The 15,723-nt window shown below is 65.2% G+C and carries 13 protein-coding genes; 6 read left to right on the plus strand and 7 right to left on the minus strand.

What is annotated here, in order from left to right:
- The first annotated feature begins 85 nt into the window (after nucleotides 1-85).
- On the plus strand, nucleotides 86-712 hold the full coding sequence (locus ACP69S_RS09995; RefSeq protein WP_425996759.1) for a glutathione S-transferase family protein: 627 nt from the start codon (nucleotides 86-88) through the stop codon (nucleotides 710-712).
- A gap of 1,199 nt (nucleotides 713-1,911) precedes the next feature.
- Here ACP69S_RS09995 and ACP69S_RS10000 read toward each other — a convergent pair.
- The 3 genes from ACP69S_RS10000 to ACP69S_RS10010 form a co-directional block, all read right to left on the minus strand.
- Complete coding sequence (locus ACP69S_RS10000; RefSeq protein ID WP_425996761.1) at nucleotides 1,912-2,733, minus strand: IS5 family transposase; 822 nt, start codon at nucleotides 2,731-2,733, stop codon at nucleotides 1,912-1,914.
- An 80-nt stretch (nucleotides 2,734-2,813) separates the two neighbouring features.
- On the minus strand, nucleotides 2,814-3,566 hold the full coding sequence (locus ACP69S_RS10005) for an extensin family protein (protein ID WP_425996763.1): 753 nt from the start codon (nucleotides 3,564-3,566) through the stop codon (nucleotides 2,814-2,816).
- A gap of 77 nt (nucleotides 3,567-3,643) precedes the next feature.
- Nucleotides 3,644-4,378, minus strand: coding sequence for an extensin family protein (locus ACP69S_RS10010; protein WP_425996765.1), 735 nt, complete (start codon nucleotides 4,376-4,378; stop codon nucleotides 3,644-3,646).
- 85 nt (nucleotides 4,379-4,463) lie between these two features.
- On the opposite strand from ACP69S_RS10010, the gene ACP69S_RS10015 reads away from it, so the two are divergent.
- Complete coding sequence (locus ACP69S_RS10015; RefSeq protein WP_425996767.1) at nucleotides 4,464-5,840, plus strand: MFS transporter; 1,377 nt, start codon at nucleotides 4,464-4,466, stop codon at nucleotides 5,838-5,840.
- Between the two features lie 110 nt (nucleotides 5,841-5,950).
- Here the strand turns inward: ACP69S_RS10015 and ACP69S_RS10020 are convergent, their stop codons facing one another.
- Genes ACP69S_RS10020 through ACP69S_RS10030 form a run of 3 tightly spaced genes read right to left on the minus strand, consistent with a single transcriptional unit; the run spans nucleotide 5,951 to nucleotide 8,588 of the window.
- The gene (locus tag ACP69S_RS10020; RefSeq protein ID WP_425996769.1) at nucleotides 5,951-6,292 is read right to left on the minus strand and encodes a DUF86 domain-containing protein; all 342 of its coding nucleotides are present in this window, start codon (nucleotides 6,290-6,292) and stop codon (nucleotides 5,951-5,953) included.
- Nucleotides 6,285-6,575: a nucleotidyltransferase family protein gene (locus tag ACP69S_RS10025; protein ID WP_425996771.1), complete on the minus strand. Its 291-nt coding sequence runs from the start codon at nucleotides 6,573-6,575 to the stop codon at nucleotides 6,285-6,287. Before ACP69S_RS10025 ends, ACP69S_RS10020 begins: the two co-directional genes overlap by 8 nt.
- Nucleotides 6,576-6,599: 24 nt before the next feature.
- On the minus strand, nucleotides 6,600-8,588 hold the full coding sequence (locus ACP69S_RS10030; RefSeq protein ID WP_425996773.1) for a methylmalonyl-CoA mutase family protein: 1,989 nt from the start codon (nucleotides 8,586-8,588) through the stop codon (nucleotides 6,600-6,602).
- Nucleotides 8,589-8,908: 320 nt separating this feature from the next.
- Here ACP69S_RS10030 and ccrA point away from each other — a divergent pair, with 320 nt between their 5' ends.
- The 4 genes from ccrA (at nucleotide 8,909) to ACP69S_RS10050 (ending at nucleotide 14,990) form a co-directional block, all read left to right on the plus strand.
- Nucleotides 8,909-10,183 carry a crotonyl-CoA carboxylase/reductase gene (gene ccrA, locus ACP69S_RS10035; protein WP_425996775.1) on the plus strand — a complete coding sequence of 425 codons (1,275 nt, stop codon included), beginning with the start codon at nucleotides 8,909-8,911 and terminating at the stop codon, nucleotides 10,181-10,183.
- A gap of 80 nt (nucleotides 10,184-10,263) precedes the next feature.
- Nucleotides 10,264-11,100, plus strand: coding sequence for an outer membrane protein (locus tag ACP69S_RS10040; RefSeq protein ID WP_425996777.1), 837 nt, complete (start codon nucleotides 10,264-10,266; stop codon nucleotides 11,098-11,100).
- A 434-nt stretch (nucleotides 11,101-11,534) separates the two neighbouring features.
- A complete protein-coding gene (locus ACP69S_RS10045) occupies nucleotides 11,535-12,299 on the plus strand; it encodes an SDR family oxidoreductase (protein WP_425996779.1) in 765 nt (254 codons plus the stop codon).
- A gap of 78 nt (nucleotides 12,300-12,377) precedes the next feature.
- Entirely contained in the window at nucleotides 12,378-14,990 is a 2,613-nt protein-coding gene (locus ACP69S_RS10050; protein ID WP_425996781.1) for an ATP-binding protein, read from the plus strand.
- 160 nt (nucleotides 14,991-15,150) lie between these two features.
- Here the strand turns inward: ACP69S_RS10050 and ACP69S_RS10055 are convergent, their stop codons facing one another.
- Nucleotides 15,151-15,684 carry a GNAT family N-acetyltransferase gene (locus tag ACP69S_RS10055; RefSeq protein ID WP_425996783.1) on the minus strand — a complete coding sequence of 178 codons (534 nt, stop codon included), beginning with the start codon at nucleotides 15,682-15,684 and terminating at the stop codon, nucleotides 15,151-15,153.
- Between the last annotated feature and the right edge of the window lie 39 nt (nucleotides 15,685-15,723).

The following is a 15,723-nucleotide window of genomic DNA, read 5'->3' on the forward strand; positions in this document are numbered from 1 at the left end:
AACAGTTGTTTTCTTTTACTCTGAGACCTTTCGCACCTGCGAGCAATGCCGCAGTGCAGCAAAATCGAGAAAAAAGGGAAGAAACATGCTCAAGGTTCACCACCTCAACGAGTCGCGCTCGCAGCGGATCCTGTGGCTTTTGGAGGAACTGAAGCTTCCCTACGAGATCGTCTTCCACACCCGCGATCCCAAGACCCGCTTGGCGCCGCCGTCCCTGACCGCCGTCAATTCGCTGGGCAAGTCGCCGGTGATCGTCGATGGCGACCTCACCGTCATCGAGTCCGGCGCGATCATCGACTATGTCATCCGCCGCCAAGGCGAAGGCCGCCTGGCCCCCGATCCGGCCAGCGCCGATTACGACCACTATCAGCAGTGGCTGCACTATGCCGAGGGCTCGGCCATGCTGCCCCTGATGCTCAACATGTATGTCGCCCGGCTGGGCGAGGCTGGCGCGCCGCTGCACCCGCGTATCCAGTCCGAGATCGCCAACCACCTGTCCTTCGTCAATGACAGCCTTGCTGGCCGGCAGTTCCTGGTGGGCGACAGCCTGACCGGCGCCGACATCCAGATGAGCTTCGTGCCCGAGGTCGCCAAGGCCATGGGCAAGCTGGCCGACTATCCCCACATCGCCGCCTGGATCGAACGCATGCACGCCCGTCCAGCGTGGAAGGCGGCGCTCGACAAGAGCGGGCCTTACGCGCTGGGGGCATAGCGCCACTCGCCCCCTCCTGACCGCTTCGCGGTCGTCCTCCCCCGCGGGGGGAAGATGGCTGCGAAGCAGCCCGTAGGGCGCGATCGCCTATCCGTCACGTGCGAGGCTTCCGGTGGTCCCGGATCAATCCAACGAACAGACCACCATCGTCCCCGCCGCCCGCCCGCGCGGCCCCGCTCAGCTTCATCCCCATCGCCGCTTTTGGCCGGATCCAGGCGCCTCCCCTTGCGACGGTGACAGTCTCAAGCATACGGACGGTTTGAACGCCAAGGATCGGGGTGTTCAAGATTTTTACAAGCTGATGATTTGGCTGAATTCCAGTCTGGAAAGAACGGGGATGCAGCACAGCCGATCCCGATACCTCCCGTCATTCCCGCCCTAAAACGACGGGGATAAACCGACGCTGGCAAAGGTCGGCCGCCGGCGCCGAGAGCGGACCTGCTGATCGTCTGTTCAGGGTGGTTGTCGGACGCTGGCAAACGGTTGCTGGCGCACACTCATCTGATAGGTTGCGGAGATGACTGTCCGATCTGCAAAGCTGATTTCAGGTTTTACTGCCGGTGCACTACTCATGGTCGGCGGTCTGGTGTGGTTTATAGCTTGGGAAACGAATAATGAATGTGCCGATGCGATACGGCAGACGACAGGCAGCAGCGGATACCCTGCCCACCTATACGCTTCCTTAGTCAAAGATTGCGCCGTGGCGGCGGATAGATACTTGTTCATCAAGTTTTCGTCGCTAGCGTCCGTGCCCCTCGCCTTGCTTGCTTGGCTGAAGCTGCCGCGTTTGCTGCGGCGATAATATTGTCCGCTCAGGGTCGAAGTTTGCCATGGGCTTCTGGCCCGTATCCGGACCTTCAGATCACGACCGCCAGGCATTGTCGGTATCGGTGCATTCCCGACCTGAAACGACAGGGATACACCGACACTAGCAATGGTCGTTCGCTGGTCCCCGAAGCGGACAGGGTGATCGTCTGTTTGGGGTGGGAAGTGGTCATTGCTACGACCTCTCCCAAGGATCGTGAGGTCATGAAATCCGTAGTCTCCATCGCCAGTCAGCCCTCCCGGGAGAACGTTCTCGCGAAGTTGGATGAGCTTTTGACCGGTGAGACAGATCGGGAGTAGGCCTCCAAATGGGCGTGCCAATGGCTGACGGCCGATCATACTAAGAGTCTGCCTCATAATGTTTCTGATTGTGATCAGAGGGTTGCGAGCCTTCGGGTCATGAGTTGGACCGATGCCATGAAGAGCCATGCGGTTGAGCTGTCGAGGGTCTTCTCGAAGTCCTTGGCCAGGCGGCGGTTTCGGCCGAGCCAGGCGAAGGTGCGCTCCACGACCCATCGGCGGGGCAGCAGCACGAAGCCCCTGGCGGTGTCGGATCGTTTGATGATCTCGATCTTCCAATCGCCCCGCCCCGCCATGGCGTGACGCAGCTTGTCGCCGGCATAGCCGCCGTCGGCGAAGACCTGGCGCAGCCAGGGGAAGCTGGATCGGATCGCGGTCAGGACGTCGGGCGCGCCGTCGCGATCCTGGATATCGGCTGTATGGACCCGGGCTGTGACCAGCAAACCGCCAGTGTCGGTGAGGATGTGACGCTTGCGGCCTTTGATCTTCTTGCCCGCGTCATACCCAAAAGGCCCGCCGCTTTCGGTGGTTTTGACGCTCTGGCTGTCGATCACCCCGGCGCTGGGCGAGGCCTCGCGCGCCGCTGCCTCCCGGCAATCCATCAGCAGCAGATGATTGATCGAGGTCCAAAGGCCGCTGTCGCGCCAGGCGTAGAAATAGCGCTGAACCGTCGTCACCGGCGGGAAGTCCCCCGGCAGCATCCGCCACGGCAGGCCGCTACGCAAAACATAGAACAGGGCGTTGGTTATCGTCCGCCGGGACCACTTGGCCGGTCGCCCCAGCCGAGACCGCGCCGGGACCAGCGGTTCCAGAACCGCCCACTCCTCGTCCGTCAGATCGCTTGAATACCGCAGGCCCTTTCGGGCATGCTTGCGTCGGGTGGTTTCGGTCCACATGTCAAATTCCGTTGTTGGTTCGCATCTCCAACAGAATCACAAGTGCCTGAAATCACCCAACTTCATTTCGGGTCAGCCTCTCAGGCGCACTTGTTCCAGCCGCTCATATCCAGATGGAAGTGGTCGCGGTGTTCGGCGTTGTAGTCGGGGCTGAGCGTCGTCAGGAACACCTTGCAGGCTCCGTCACGCACGCGGCGCAGAAACTGCCCCTTGGGGCCAGGATCGGTCCAGTCGGTCGCCACCATGATCCGGCTGCCGTCCGCCAGCTTGAAGCCGGCCAGGTCGATGGCGTCGGCCAAGGCGTGTTCGCTGACCGGCCCATCGGGCTTGCCGTACATCCGCCGGCACGAATAGGCGCCGTAGTGCTCCAGGCCAGTGACGCCCTGCCCCAACAGTTCATAGGCGGCGGGCTGCACCACCTGGCGCTCCCAGATCGACAGGGCCAGCGCCTCCTTGCAGACCATGGTCGCGTCGGCGGGGATCAGCGGCGCCATTCCGGATTCGATCCGCAAGGCGTCGCGCACCACGCAGAAATCGCCCTCGGTCTTGTCGGGCAGGTCGCGATAGGTAAGACCCGCCTTGGCCAGGATCGCCCGGCAAAGCTTGGGATCGCGCCCGCTGCGGGCCGCCTTGATGCGGGTGGCCATGCCCACCGGATCGACGACGCGCAGCGCCTTCCACGGGGCGTGCTGGCTGGGAATGGTGCGCTCGGCCAGCAGGGCCATGATCGCCACCAGAATCCAGAGCAGCACCAGACCTGTCAGACGCGCCAGGCGCGTCTGATGCTTTGCGTGGTGCTCGATGCGCGGATGGCGCGGAACGCGATAGGCCATGGGGCGGGGGAGCGCCTTGCAAAGGTTAACGCCGCACCAAGCACGACCGGGGGTGGCGGTTCAACCGCCAAACGCTTTCAGCGGCACAGATGGTAGGGACTGTGATCCAGATGCAAGTGGTCGGCGTGGGCTGCGTTGTAATCCGGGCCCAGCACCGCGCCGAACACCTTGCAGGCGCCGTCGCGCGCGGCCCGCAGGAAACGGCCTTCGGGACCGGCATCGCGAAAGTCTCTGAGCACAGAGAGCCTGCGACCGTCCGATAGCCGCAAACTGGCGACATCCAGGGCGTTGGCCCGCGCATGCTGGCTGGGCCGCTCGCCCGGCCGGCCATAGATGGTGCGGCAGGCATAGGTCCCGAAATGGTCGATCCGGACGACGCGGGCGCCCAGGATTTCGCGCGCGGCCGGCGTCAGCACCTGTCGCTCCCACAGGACGTAGCTGAGCGCCATCGGGCAGGTCATGACGGGCGCGGCGGGAGCCAGGCGGCTGGCGAAGCGCACGGTGTCGCGCGTCGAGCAGAAGTCCTTTTCGCGCACCGGCTGGTCGGCGAACTTCACGCCGCCCTCGTTCAAGGCCACGCGGCAGGCGACCGGGTCGGCGGCGATCCGCGACAGCTTGGCCGCCGTTGCAAGACCCAGGGGCTGGTTCAGCGAAAACGGCTTCCACGGCAGGTCCTGCGGCGGCGCCAGGCGGTCAACGAGGGCGAACAGCAGAAGACCGGCCAGGGCCATGTCGAGCAGAAAGCCGCTCATCTCGGCCAGGGCGACCAGATGCGGCGGAACGCGGGGCGAAGGCGGCAGCGAGAAGCGCATCATCCTCTGCAACGGCGCTGCAGGTGGCAAGGTTCACCGCCCGGACTTGGCGAGACGGTTGGAAAAGGGCATCACCCCCAGCCAAATGTCCTCATCTGCTGACCGCCCCGCCCTGCTCGACCCCCAGCTACTGCCGCGGTTTGCGTTGCTGTGCCTGGGTATCTGGCTGAACGCGGCCGATACGCTGGTCACAGCCACCATCATGCCCAGCGTCGCCAAGGAAATCGGCGGCTATCAGTATTTCGGCTGGTCGGTGGCGGCCTTCCTGATGGGTTCGATCCTCGCCGGGGCCTGCAGCGGCAAGCTGTCCATCGCGCTGGGCCTGCGGCAGGCCGCCATGCTGGCCGGGGTCGCCTACGCCATCGGCTGCGCGATGAGCGCCCTGGCGCCAGAGTTCATCACCTTCGTGGTCGGCCGGCTGGTGCAGGGCCTGGGCGCGGGCGCGGTCGTGGCCCTGTGCTATGTGGCCATCACCGCCCTGTTCCCCGAAAGCCTGTGGCCTCGCGTCTATGGCGCCATAGCCGGGGTCTGGGGCGGCGCCACCCTGCTGGGCCCGTTGGTTGGCGGCCTGTTCGCGCAGGCTGGCTTCTGGCGCGGCGCGTTCTGGATGTTCGTGGTCCAGGCCATCGTCTTCATGATCGCCGTGGCTGTGATGCTGCCCTCAGAGAAGCGCGCCGAGGCACGCAATCGCATACCTGGCCTGCAGCTGACCCTGCTGATCGTCGGGGTCAGTTTGATCGGCGCGGCGGGCATCGTCTCTTCCCCCGTCCTGGCTGGGGTCTGCGCCCTGCTGGGCGTGATCGGCATGGGCGCCATGCTCGTCGCCAACGGGCGCACGCGCGACCGGCTGCTGCCCCGCGCTGTCGCCGACCTGACCACCGCCACGGGCCTTGGCCTGCTGATCATGTTCGCCTGCGAGGCCGCAGCCATCGGTTTCACCGTCTATGGACCCGCCTTCATCCAGGCCCGCCACGCCGCCTCGCCCCTGATGGCCGGCTATGTCACCGGGGCCATCGCGGCCGGCTGGACCATCTGCGCCCTGCTGGTCGGCGGCCTGCCCCAGGCGCGCGAGGGTCTGGCTATCCGGGCCGGCGTCGGAACCCTGCTGGTCGGCGTGATCTGGAGCGCCTGGGCCGTCACGCGCGGCGGTCTGATCGAGACTGGTATCGCGTTCCTGGTGATCGGCTGCGGCTTTGGCCTGTGCTGGGCATTCCTGGCCCGCCAGGTGATCGCCGCCGCCCCGCCCGAGGAACAGGCCCTGGCCTCCTCGGCCGTGCCCACCATCCAGCTGATCGGCGGCGCGGCCGGCTCGGCGGCGGCGGGCGCCATGGCCAACCTGCTGGGCTTTGGCCACGGCGTGGAGCCAGCGGCGGCCTATGCCGTGGGGCCGTGGCTGTTTGGGGCTTTCGCGCCCCTGGCCCTGGTGGCCTTCGCGGCGGCCTGGCGGATGGGGCGGCGCTAGAGCCCTTTCCGACCTGATGGCTTCATCAGGGTCTGGCGAAAAAGTCTCTAAATCAAAAGTTTAGAGCATTTTTCGATCCGATAACCGTTTCACACTTATCGGAAAATGCTCTAGGACCTAGCCATGATCCGCTCAGCTGCGGCCCTCAGCGGATCCAGCTCGACGACAACGATAGACCATAGGATCGACAAGCTCAGATCTTCGTAGCCATGGGCGATGCGATGACGAAGATTGATCGCGTCACGCCATTCGATCCCGGACGTAAGCGCGCGGGCAGCTGCTGACAGCTTGGAAGCGTTCTCGCCAATGGCCAGAAAATTCATCGAGACGGCATCGGAGATCAGCGATTGGGAGACAAACGCCGCCTGATCCATGCCTTGCGTGTAGTCGCGTATCCGCAGCACAGCGTCGCGGATACGCGAGGCGTGCAGTACGTCCTCCGCGTTACGCAAAGACCGTCTCGCTCATCACCCGCGTCTGAATCAGCCTGTGCAGCCCATCTTCGGTCACCAGATCGACCGGCCTGCCAAACAACGCGGCCAAGTCGCGTTCCAACCTGAAGAACCCGAACCCCGGAAGCACGGCAGGCGCATATTCCACCAGCACGTCCACATCGCTGTCCGGCCCGGCCTCGCCCCGCGCCGTCGAGCCGAACACACCCACGCGCTGGACGCCGTAACGATCCAGCAGCGGCTTGGCCGCGCGCAGTCTGGCGAGGGCGTCGTCGAGAGTCATGGCGTCACTCTAGCATGAAACGCGTCAAGCCTCGACCAGCGCTGCGCCTTCCACCAGCTTGACGATGTCGCTCATGATGTCGGTGATCTTGAAGTCCTTGGGCGTGTAGATCCTCGCCACGCCCATCTGTTTCAGGATCAGGGCGTCGGCCTCGGGGATGATGCCGCCGACCACCACCGGGATGTGGCCCAGGCCCTCGGCGCGCATCACGCGGACCACTTCCTGCACCAGGTCCAGGTGCGAACCCGACAGGATCGACAGGCCCACCACGTGCGCCCGGCTTTCCTTGGCGCGCCGGACGATCTCATCGGGGGTCGAGCGGATGCCGTCATAGACGACCTCCATGCCGCAGGCCCGGGCGCGGGTGGCGATCTGTTCGGCGCCGTTGGAGTGGCCGTCCAGGCCGGGCTTGCCGACGAGATAGGTCAGCGTGCGGCCCAGCACTTCGGACACCCGTTCGACCTCGCGCTTCACGGCCTCGACGTCCTCGGCCTCGCCGGTCGAGACCACGATGGCGACGCCGGTCGGACCGCGATATTCGCCGAACACCTCGCGCAGGGCGCCGGACCATTCGCCGGTGGTGACGCCAACCTTGGCGGCGACGATGGAGGGCTCCATGATGTTGCGGCCGTCCTGGGCCGCCGCCTTTAGGTCGGCCAGCGCCGCCTGCACAGCTCTGTCGTCGCGCGCCGCGCGCCAGGCCTTGATGCGCTCGACGACACCAGCTTCCAAGCGTGGATCGACGGTCTCGATGGAGCTTTCCCCTGCCGATAGCGGCGAGGCCTCGGTGTCGGTCCAGCGATTGACACCCACCACGGTCATGTCGCCGGTCTCGACCGAGCGCACCCGCCTGGCGTTGGACGACACCAGCTCAGTCTTCATGTAGTCGATGGCGTTCTGGGCGCCGCCCATCTCGTCGATCAGGGCCAGCTGCTCAAGCGCGCCCTTGGAGAGCTCGGCGACCTTCGACTCGACCACGTGCGAGCCGTCGAACAGGTCTTCGTATTCCAGCAGGTCGGTCTCGTAGGCCAGCACCTGCTGCAGGCGCAGCGACCATTGCTGGTCGAACGGACGCGGCAGGCCCAGGGCTTCGTTCCAGGCGGGCAACTGCAAGGCGCGACAGCGGGCGTCCTTGCTCAGCGTCACCGCCAGGGTTTCAATCAGGATGCGGTAGACATTGTTCTCGGGCTGCTGCTCGGTCAGGCCCAGGCTGTTGACCTGCACGCCATAGCGGAAGCGGCGGGCCTTCTTGTCCTGCACGCCATAACGCTCGAGCAGGATCTGGTCCCACAGCCGGGTGAACGACCGCATCTTGCAGAGCTCGGTGACGAACCGCACCCCCGCGTTGACGAAGAAGCTGATCCGCGAGGCGACGATCTCGAAGTCTTCTTCCGGCACCTGACCGCCGGACTTGACGGTGTCGAGCACGGAAATCGCAGTGGCCAGGGCGAAGGCCAGCTCCTGCTCCGGCGTCGCTCCGGCTTCCTGCAGGTGGTAGCTGCAGACGTTCATCGGGTTCCATTTCGGAACCTCCAGATAGCACCAGGCGATCATGTCGCCGATCAACCTCAGGCTCGGACCGGGCGGGAAGATGTAGGTGCCGCGGCTCAGATATTCCTTGATCAGATCGTTCTGGGTGGTGCCCTGCAGTAGGGCTCGATCAGCCCCCTGTTCGTCTGCCAGGGCCACATACATCGCCAGCAGCCAGGCGGCCGGGGCGTTGATGGTCATGGAGGTGTTCATCTTCTCCAGCGGGATCTCGCTGAAGAGAGCGCGCATGTCGCCCAGGTGGCTGATCGGCACGCCGACCTTGCCCACTTCGCCGCGTGACAGGATGTGGTCGGGGTCGTAGCCGGTCTGGGTCGGCAGGTCGAAGGCCACGGAAAGGCCGGTCTGGCCCCGCGCCAGATTGGCCCGATACAGGGTGTTGGACTTCTCGGCCGTCGAGTGGCCGGCATAGGTGCGGAAGATCCACGGCGCATCCGGCTCGTGCTGATACCGCTTGCCTGACATCCCGCGCTCCCGACTTATCGTTCTTGATTACCGCCGATCATGAACCCGGTCTTGCTGCGATGCAATATCCGTTCGCAGACGCGAAGCGCGCCAGGCGCGAACCCGGCGCCCGAGATGTTGCGTTGCACAAGATTCCGCTTGCCAGTTTTAAACACTTGTCTCAGCTTAGGCGACTTCGAGGTTGATTTATCCGCCTCTGGACCAAAAACGACGGGCCGGCGAGGTGAATTCACCGCTTCGACCGCCCCGCGCGCAGCCGAGTTGAGCTTTCGGACGTTGTTGCACCGCAACGAACATGGGCTGAAGGAATGGGGAGTGACATGACGACCACGACGCTTGAGAAGTCGCCCGTGAAGGATCTCTACGAGATCGGCGAGATCCCGCCACCCTTCCATGTGCCGAAAAACATGTACGCCTGGAGCATCCGCAAGGAGCGCCACGGCAAGCCCACCCAGGCCATGCAGGTCGAGGTGGTGCCGACCTGGACCATTGGCGAGGACGAGGTGCTGGTCCTCGTGATGGCCGCCGGCGTCAATTACAACGGCGTCTGGGCCGCCTTGGGCGAGCCGATCAGTCCTCTGGATGGCCACAAGCAGCCCTTCCACATCGCCGGGTCCGACGCCTCGGGCATCGTCTGGGCCGTGGGCGCCAAGGTCAAACGCTGGAAGCTGGGCGACGAGGTCGTCATCCACTGCAATCAGGACGACGGCGACGACGAAGAGTGCAACGGCGGCGACCCGATGTACTCCACCAGCCAGCGCATCTGGGGCTACGAGACGCCGGACGGCAGCTTCGCCCAGTTCTGCCGCGTGCAATCGCGCCAGCTGCTGCCGCGCCCCAAGCACCTGACCTGGGAAGAGGCCGCCTGCTACACCCTGACCCTGGCCACCGCCTATCGCATGCTGTTCGGCCACAAGCCGCATGAGCTTCGACCCGGCCAGAACGTGCTGGTCTGGGGCGCGTCGGGGGGCCTTGGGGTCTTCGCCGTGCAGTTGGCCGCCGTCGCGGGCGGCAACGCCATCGGCGTGGTGTCCAGCGAGGACAAGCGCGAGTTCGTGCTGTCGATGGGCGCCAAGGCGGTGCTGAACCGCAACGAATTCAATTGCTGGGGCCAGTTGCCCACCGTCAACGGCCCCGAATTCAACGACTATATGAAGGAGAGCCGCAAGTTCGGTAAGGCGATCTGGCAGATCACCGGAAACAAGGACGTCGACATGGTGTTCGAGCACCCTGGCGAGCAGACCTTCCCGGTGTCGGTGTTTCTGGTCAAGCGCGGCGGCATGGTCGCCATCTGCGCCGGCACCAGCGGCTTCAACCTGACCATGGACGCCCGCTTCCTGTGGATGCGCCAGAAGCGCGTCCAGGGCAGCCACTTCGCCAACCTGATGCAGGCCAGCGCCGCCAACCAACTGGTCATCGACCGCCGCGTCGATCCGTGCCTGTCGGAAGTGTTCCCTTGGAACGACATCCCGCTGGCCCATGAAAAGATGCTGGCCAACCAGCACCTGCCCGGCAACATGGGCGTGCTGGTCTGCGCCCAGCGGCCGGGCCTGCGAACCTTCGAAGAGGTGCAGGAACTCAGCGCACCACTTTAGGTCGGCGGCCCGACGCATCATTTTCAAGAAAGAAGCGTATCTGCTCCGGCGGCGGCGGGCCGTCGGAGGACTAAAATATCATGACCAAGACAATCCAGCGCGCCCTTCTGGCCGCGACGGCCCTGACCCTGATCGCTGGCGGCGCCCAGGCCCAGATGGCGACGCAGGACTGGAGCGGCGCCTATGTGGGCGCCGTATTCGGCTATGCCAAGACGCCGAAGAACGAGGGCGAGACGATCGTGTTCGACAAGAACCTCGACGGTCAGTTCAACGACACGGTGACCACCGCGGCGGGCGCCAACGCCTTTTCCACGGGCTTCTGCGACGGCATGGCCAAGGGCCCGATGGCCGCCAGCGGCTGCGTCGGCGACGACGATGTCGACTGGGAACTGGGCGCGCGCGCCGGCTATGACTGGCAGTTCGGCAATCTGGTGATCGGCGCCGTGGCCGAGATCGAGCGCGTGAAGATCGAGGATCGCGTCACCGCCTTCTCGACCACACCCGCCTTCTACACCTTCGACCGCAAGCTGGAATCCCTGGCCGCCCTGCGCCTGCGCGGCGGCTACGCCATGGGTCCATACATGGGCTACGTGACCGGCGGCGTCGCGCGCGGCGACGTCAAGCGCGACTTCCGCACCAGCAACGGCGTCAACACCTTCGTGCGGAGCGAAAGCGATTCCGCCGACGGCTATCAGTGGGGCCTGGGCCTTGAGCGTCAGCTCGACGGCCGCGTGCGGCTGGGCCTGGAATATCTCAACACCAAGCTGGATGATGAAGGTTACAACATCCGCGTCCAGGGTCCCGCCCCCGCGACCAACCCCTTCATCCTGACCAACGCCGCCGGCGCCGACATGCGTCGCACCGACGACGAAATCGAGGTGCACGCCGTGCGCCTGACGGCGAGCTACCGCTTCTAGACCTGAGCCAGAACCGGCCGCCGCCGTTCGAGCGGCGGCCGGCTCTTCAGAAGACCTGGGAGACGTTCGACCCTGTGGCTGACCGCGCCGTCCGGGCGATTTGGGCGGCGGAGCAGCGGCGAACAGGGCAATGCTACGCGCAGCCAGAGCGAAGGTGCGGATCATGGAATGGTCCCTCTCGCGGACGAGACGGTGGGCAGAGCGCCATCCGATAAATCCCATTATTCCCGCCCGGAAGCGACGGAAAGACACCCGAGCTGACAAAGGTCATGCGCCGGCCGGAAGCGAACATAGTGATCGTCCGCAAAGGGTCTTTAGGCGGACCTACAAAGCGTCAGTTGGTCCCCAGCAAACAACCTGCCCGCCATCTTGACCCGGCGACTGCCCCGCCGCACTGTGCATGAAATTCAAACAAGCGTTTCAGGGAGCGCGCCATGAGCCTCTTCGACCTCACCGGCAAGGTGGCGATCATCACCGGGTCCTCGCGCGGCATCGGCAAGGCCATCGCCCAGCGGATGGCCGAGCACGGCGCCAAGGTGACGATCTCGTCGCGCAAGGCCGGACCCTGTGACGAAGTGGCGGCCGAGATCAACGCCCGGTACGGCGAGGGCTCGGCGATCTCGGTCCCGGCCAATATCGGCTCGAAGGAAGACCTGCAGCGCCTGGTCGACAAGACCAGGGCGGCGTTCGGCAAGGTCGACATCTGTGTCTGCAACGCCGCCAGCAATCCCTATTACGGACCGCTGGCCGGCATCGCCGACGACCAGTTCCGCAAGATCCTCGACAACAATATCATCAGCAATCACTGGCTGATCGGCATGGTCGCCCCCGAGATGCGCGAGCGGAAAGATGGGTCGATCATCATCGTCAGCTCGATCGGCGGCCTGCGCGGCAACGCGATCATCGGGGCCTACAACATCTCCAAGGCCGCCGATTTCCAGCTGGCGCGAAACCTCGCGCACGAGTTCGGACCCGACAATGTGCGGGTTAACTGCATCGCGCCTGGCCTGATCAAGACCGACTTCGCCAAGGCCCTGTGGGACGATCCCGCGACCTTGAAGCGCTCGACCGAAGGTGTGCCGCTGCGCCGTATCGGCGAACCCGACGAACTGGCCGGAGCGGCGGTTTATCTGGCCTCCAGGGCGGGCAGTTTCATGACCGGCCAGGCCCTGGTGGTGGACGGCGGCGCGACGATCTGAGGTCTGTGCGCTGCAATAGGCTTAACGCAACATACACCGCTTCAGCCGTAGGGTCCAAGCTTCAGCAGAGGAGCGGCCTTGCGGCGATTTCTTGCATCCCTTGCCCTGATCGGGAGCCTGGCGGTGTGCGCCGGCGCCCGGGCGGCGGATGACGCGCCATCGGCCATGGCGGTCCGTCTCAATCAGCTGAACGACCAGATCGGCGCCCATCAGGTCAAGACGCCGCCTCGCGACAACGAAGACATCGAGCGGGCCGGCCGCAAGGCGTTGCGCCAGAGCGGCGCCCAGCGGCTCTACGGTCTGTGGCGGGTGCTCTACGCCTATAAGAGCAACCAGGTTCAGGGGCGGTTCGACACCTGGATCGCGCGGTCCCGGCTGATCGGCAGGCGCGATGACGACGCCGCGCTGCTGGCGCTGGCCGACTTGATGGTCCTGGCCTATCGCAACGAAACCCAGGGCTATCGCGCTTTTTCCCCAGCCGACTGGAAGCGGTTCCTGGAGGGGCCGTCTCGCGATGTCCGGATGATGGCCGGGGTCGAGCGCGCGCGTCATCTGGGACAGTCCGGTCAATGGGCCGAGGCCGCGCGTGTGGCCGCCAACCTCTCACTTGAGATCGAGCGGCGGGGCGACATCGCCCGGCCGTTGCTGGCCGAGGCGCATCAGGTGCACTCCTACACCCTGGCCGACATCGGGGACAAAGAAGGCGCGCTGGATCGCATGACCCAGGCGGCCGACCTGGACGAGCGCGACGCCTTCTATATGCGCAAGATTGAGCGGGTCTACGACATCGCCTACACAGCGGTCGTAGTGGGCGAGATCGACGCCGCCGCGCGTCTGGCCAGGCTGCACCACGAGATGACCCGGGCCAACGGCGATCCGGCCCTGCGGACCTGGGACCGGTTCCTTTGCACCATGATCGCCGAGGCGCAGGCAAATCCGCGCGGGGTGCTCGGCTGCCTCGTCGAAATGAAAGATGTGCTGCGCCAGCCAGCCAGGCGTCTGCAGGTCATGATGCTGAAGAAGCGGGTGATGGCCCACGCCATGCTGGGCGACGCCGCCGCGGCCCGCATCGACCTGACCACCCTGCGCGCGGTCCCCACGACCCTGATCGAGCGTGATCCGCAAATCGAACTTCTGGTCGAGGCCTATATCGACCAGGCAGAAGGGCGGGGCGACCAGGCGTTCCAGAAGCTGGACAACTGGCGACGCCTGGATCGGGCCGAAAACGACAGGGCTCATACGCGCAGCGCGGCCGAGATGTCGGCGGCGTTGGAGAGCGAGCTGCGCGCCAAGCGCGACGAAAGCCGGCGGCTGGCGGCCGAGGTCGAGCTGAACCAGCGCTTGGTGCGCGCCTCGGGCGTGATCGCCTTGCTGCTGGCCCTGCTGGTGCTGGGCGGGGTGAGCTGGATGTTCAACCAACGCCGGATTTCCCGCTCGCTGCGCGAGGCGCGGGCCAGGGCCGAGGACGCCAACCAAGCCAAGTCGGCCTTCCTGGCGGTGATGAGCCACGAGCTGCGCACACCGCTGAACGGCATGCTGGGCCTGGCCCAATCCCTGCGGTCCGAAGAGCTGGGCGCCGATCAGCGCGAGCAGATCGACCTGATCCTGGATTCCGGCGACACCCTGCTGGTGCTGCTCAACGATATTCTCGACCTGTCGAAGATCGAGGCCGGCAAGCTGGAGATTGCGCCGACAGCCGGCGATCTGGTCCAGGTCTGCACGCGCCTGATCGGCGGCTACCAGCCCACGGCGCGCGACAAGGGTATCGAGCTGACTTTCCGGGTCGACGGCGTGCCGCCCGGCCCGCTGATGTTCGACGCGGTGCGCCTGCGCCAGTGCCTGACGAACCTGGTTTCCAACGGCCTGAAATTCACCAATACCGGGCGGGTCGAGGTGACCCTGGCCGCGGGGCCCGACTTGGCGAGCGGACGCCAGCGGATCCGTCTGCGGGTGTCGGACACCGGCATCGGCATGAGCGAGGCGACCCTGGCCAAACTGTTCCGCGCCTTTACCCAGGCCGACGCGTCGACAACCCGCACGTTTGGCGGCACGGGGCTGGGTCTGAATATCACCCGGCGCCTGGTCGAAATGATGGGCGGCGACATCGGGGTCGAAAGCCAGGAGGGCGTGGGCTCGGTCTTTACCGTCGAAATGCTCGTCGATCCTTGCGTCGCCGACTGCGAGGTCGACGCCGAGGCGCCTGAGGAGGCGAGCGAGCCGTCCTTCGCCGCCCTGCATGGCCGCCGGGTGCTGGTGGTCGACGACCATCCCGTGAACCGCCGCGTGATCCGGCTGTTCCTGACGCCGTTCGAGTGCGAGCTGATCGAGGCCGAAAACGGTCGCGAGGCGCTGGACGCCCTCGACGCCGGCCCCATCGACATCGTGCTGATGGACGTCAACATGCCGGTGATGGACGGGCTTGAGGCCACGCGCCGCCTGCGCGCCGATCCGCGTTTCGCCAAGCTGCCGGTCATCGCCCTGACCGCCGATGTGATGTCGGCCCAGATCAAGACCTGCCTGGCCGCCGGGGCCGACGCCCATGTCGCCAAGCCAGTCGACCTGCGTGACCTGCTGTCGGTGATGGATCAGGCGCTGTCGACGCGGCAGGCCGCAGGCCGAACCGCTAGAGCCCTTTCCGACCCGATGGCTTCATCAGAGCCGGGCGAAAAGAGCTCTAAATCAGAAGTTTAGAGCATTTTTCGATCCGATAACCGTTTCACACTTATCGGAAAATGCTCTAGAGCCCTTTCCGACCTGATGGCTTCATCAGGCTCGGGCGAAAAGGGCTCTAAATCAAAAGTTTAGAGCATTTTTCGATCCGATAACCGTTTCACACTTATCGGAAAATGCTCTAGTCCGGACGCCGCACCTCGAAGCGCATGATCTGGCCCTCCTGGGCGTCGATATAGCCGCCGACATGGGCAAAGCCGCAGCGGGTCAGCACCTTCTGCGAGGCGATCAGCACGGGCAGGGTCTCGGCCGTGACCACGGCAACGCGGGGATCGCGGAAGGCCCGGGCTACCAGCAGACCGGCGGCCTCGACACCATAACCCTTGCGATGCTCGGCCTCGACGACGGAATAGCCGATCTCGACCTCGCCCTTGTCGGTGGGAGGACCCTTGAAGCCGCAGATTCCGACCAGGCGGTTCTGGGCGACCATGTACCAGCAGACATAGCCCGGCTCGTCCGGGCTGTCGGCGAGCAGACCACGCATCCAGTCTCGGGTGGCGGTGTCGTTGTGCTCTGGCGGCCAGGAGACCGGCGACTTGACGCCCAGGCGCGTGGCGATGGCCTCGCCCCCTGCATCTTCGGCGTCGAACATGTCGGGGGTCGCGCAGATCAGCGAGATGACCTGGCCGCGTTCCACGAGCATCGATCCTGTCATGAGCTTGTCCCAAGGGCGCTCTGAGGCGCCTTCCTGTCT

Origin of the sequence: Caulobacter sp. DWR1-3-2b1 (genome assembly GCF_049895765.1) — a bacterium.
Classification (GTDB): Bacteria; Pseudomonadota; Alphaproteobacteria; order Caulobacterales; family Caulobacteraceae; genus Caulobacter.

Bases quoted from the DNA above. Each gene is read 5' to 3' on its own strand.
- ACP69S_RS09995 (WP_425996759.1), top strand. From the start codon at position 86: ATGCTCAAGGTTCACCACCTCAACGAGTCGCGCTCGCAGCGGATCCTG.
- ACP69S_RS10000 (WP_425996761.1), bottom strand. From the start codon at position 2,733: ATGTGGACCGAAACCACCCGACGCAAGCATGCCCGAAAGGGCCTGCGG.
- ACP69S_RS10005 (WP_425996763.1), bottom strand. From the start codon at position 3,566: ATGGCCTATCGCGTTCCGCGCCATCCGCGCATCGAGCACCACGCAAAG.
- ACP69S_RS10010 (WP_425996765.1), bottom strand. From the start codon at position 4,378: ATGCGCTTCTCGCTGCCGCCTTCGCCCCGCGTTCCGCCGCATCTGGTC.
- ACP69S_RS10015 (WP_425996767.1), top strand. From the start codon at position 4,464: ATGTCCTCATCTGCTGACCGCCCCGCCCTGCTCGACCCCCAGCTACTG.
- ACP69S_RS10025 (WP_425996771.1), bottom strand. From the start codon at position 6,575: ATGACTCTCGACGACGCCCTCGCCAGACTGCGCGCGGCCAAGCCGCTG.
- ACP69S_RS10030 (WP_425996773.1), bottom strand. From the start codon at position 8,588: ATGTCAGGCAAGCGGTATCAGCACGAGCCGGATGCGCCGTGGATCTTC.
- ccrA (WP_425996775.1), top strand. From the start codon at position 8,909: ATGACGACCACGACGCTTGAGAAGTCGCCCGTGAAGGATCTCTACGAG.
- ACP69S_RS10040 (WP_425996777.1), top strand. From the start codon at position 10,264: ATGACCAAGACAATCCAGCGCGCCCTTCTGGCCGCGACGGCCCTGACC.
- ACP69S_RS10045 (WP_425996779.1), top strand. From the start codon at position 11,535: ATGAGCCTCTTCGACCTCACCGGCAAGGTGGCGATCATCACCGGGTCC.
- ACP69S_RS10055 (WP_425996783.1), bottom strand. From the start codon at position 15,684: ATGACAGGATCGATGCTCGTGGAACGCGGCCAGGTCATCTCGCTGATC.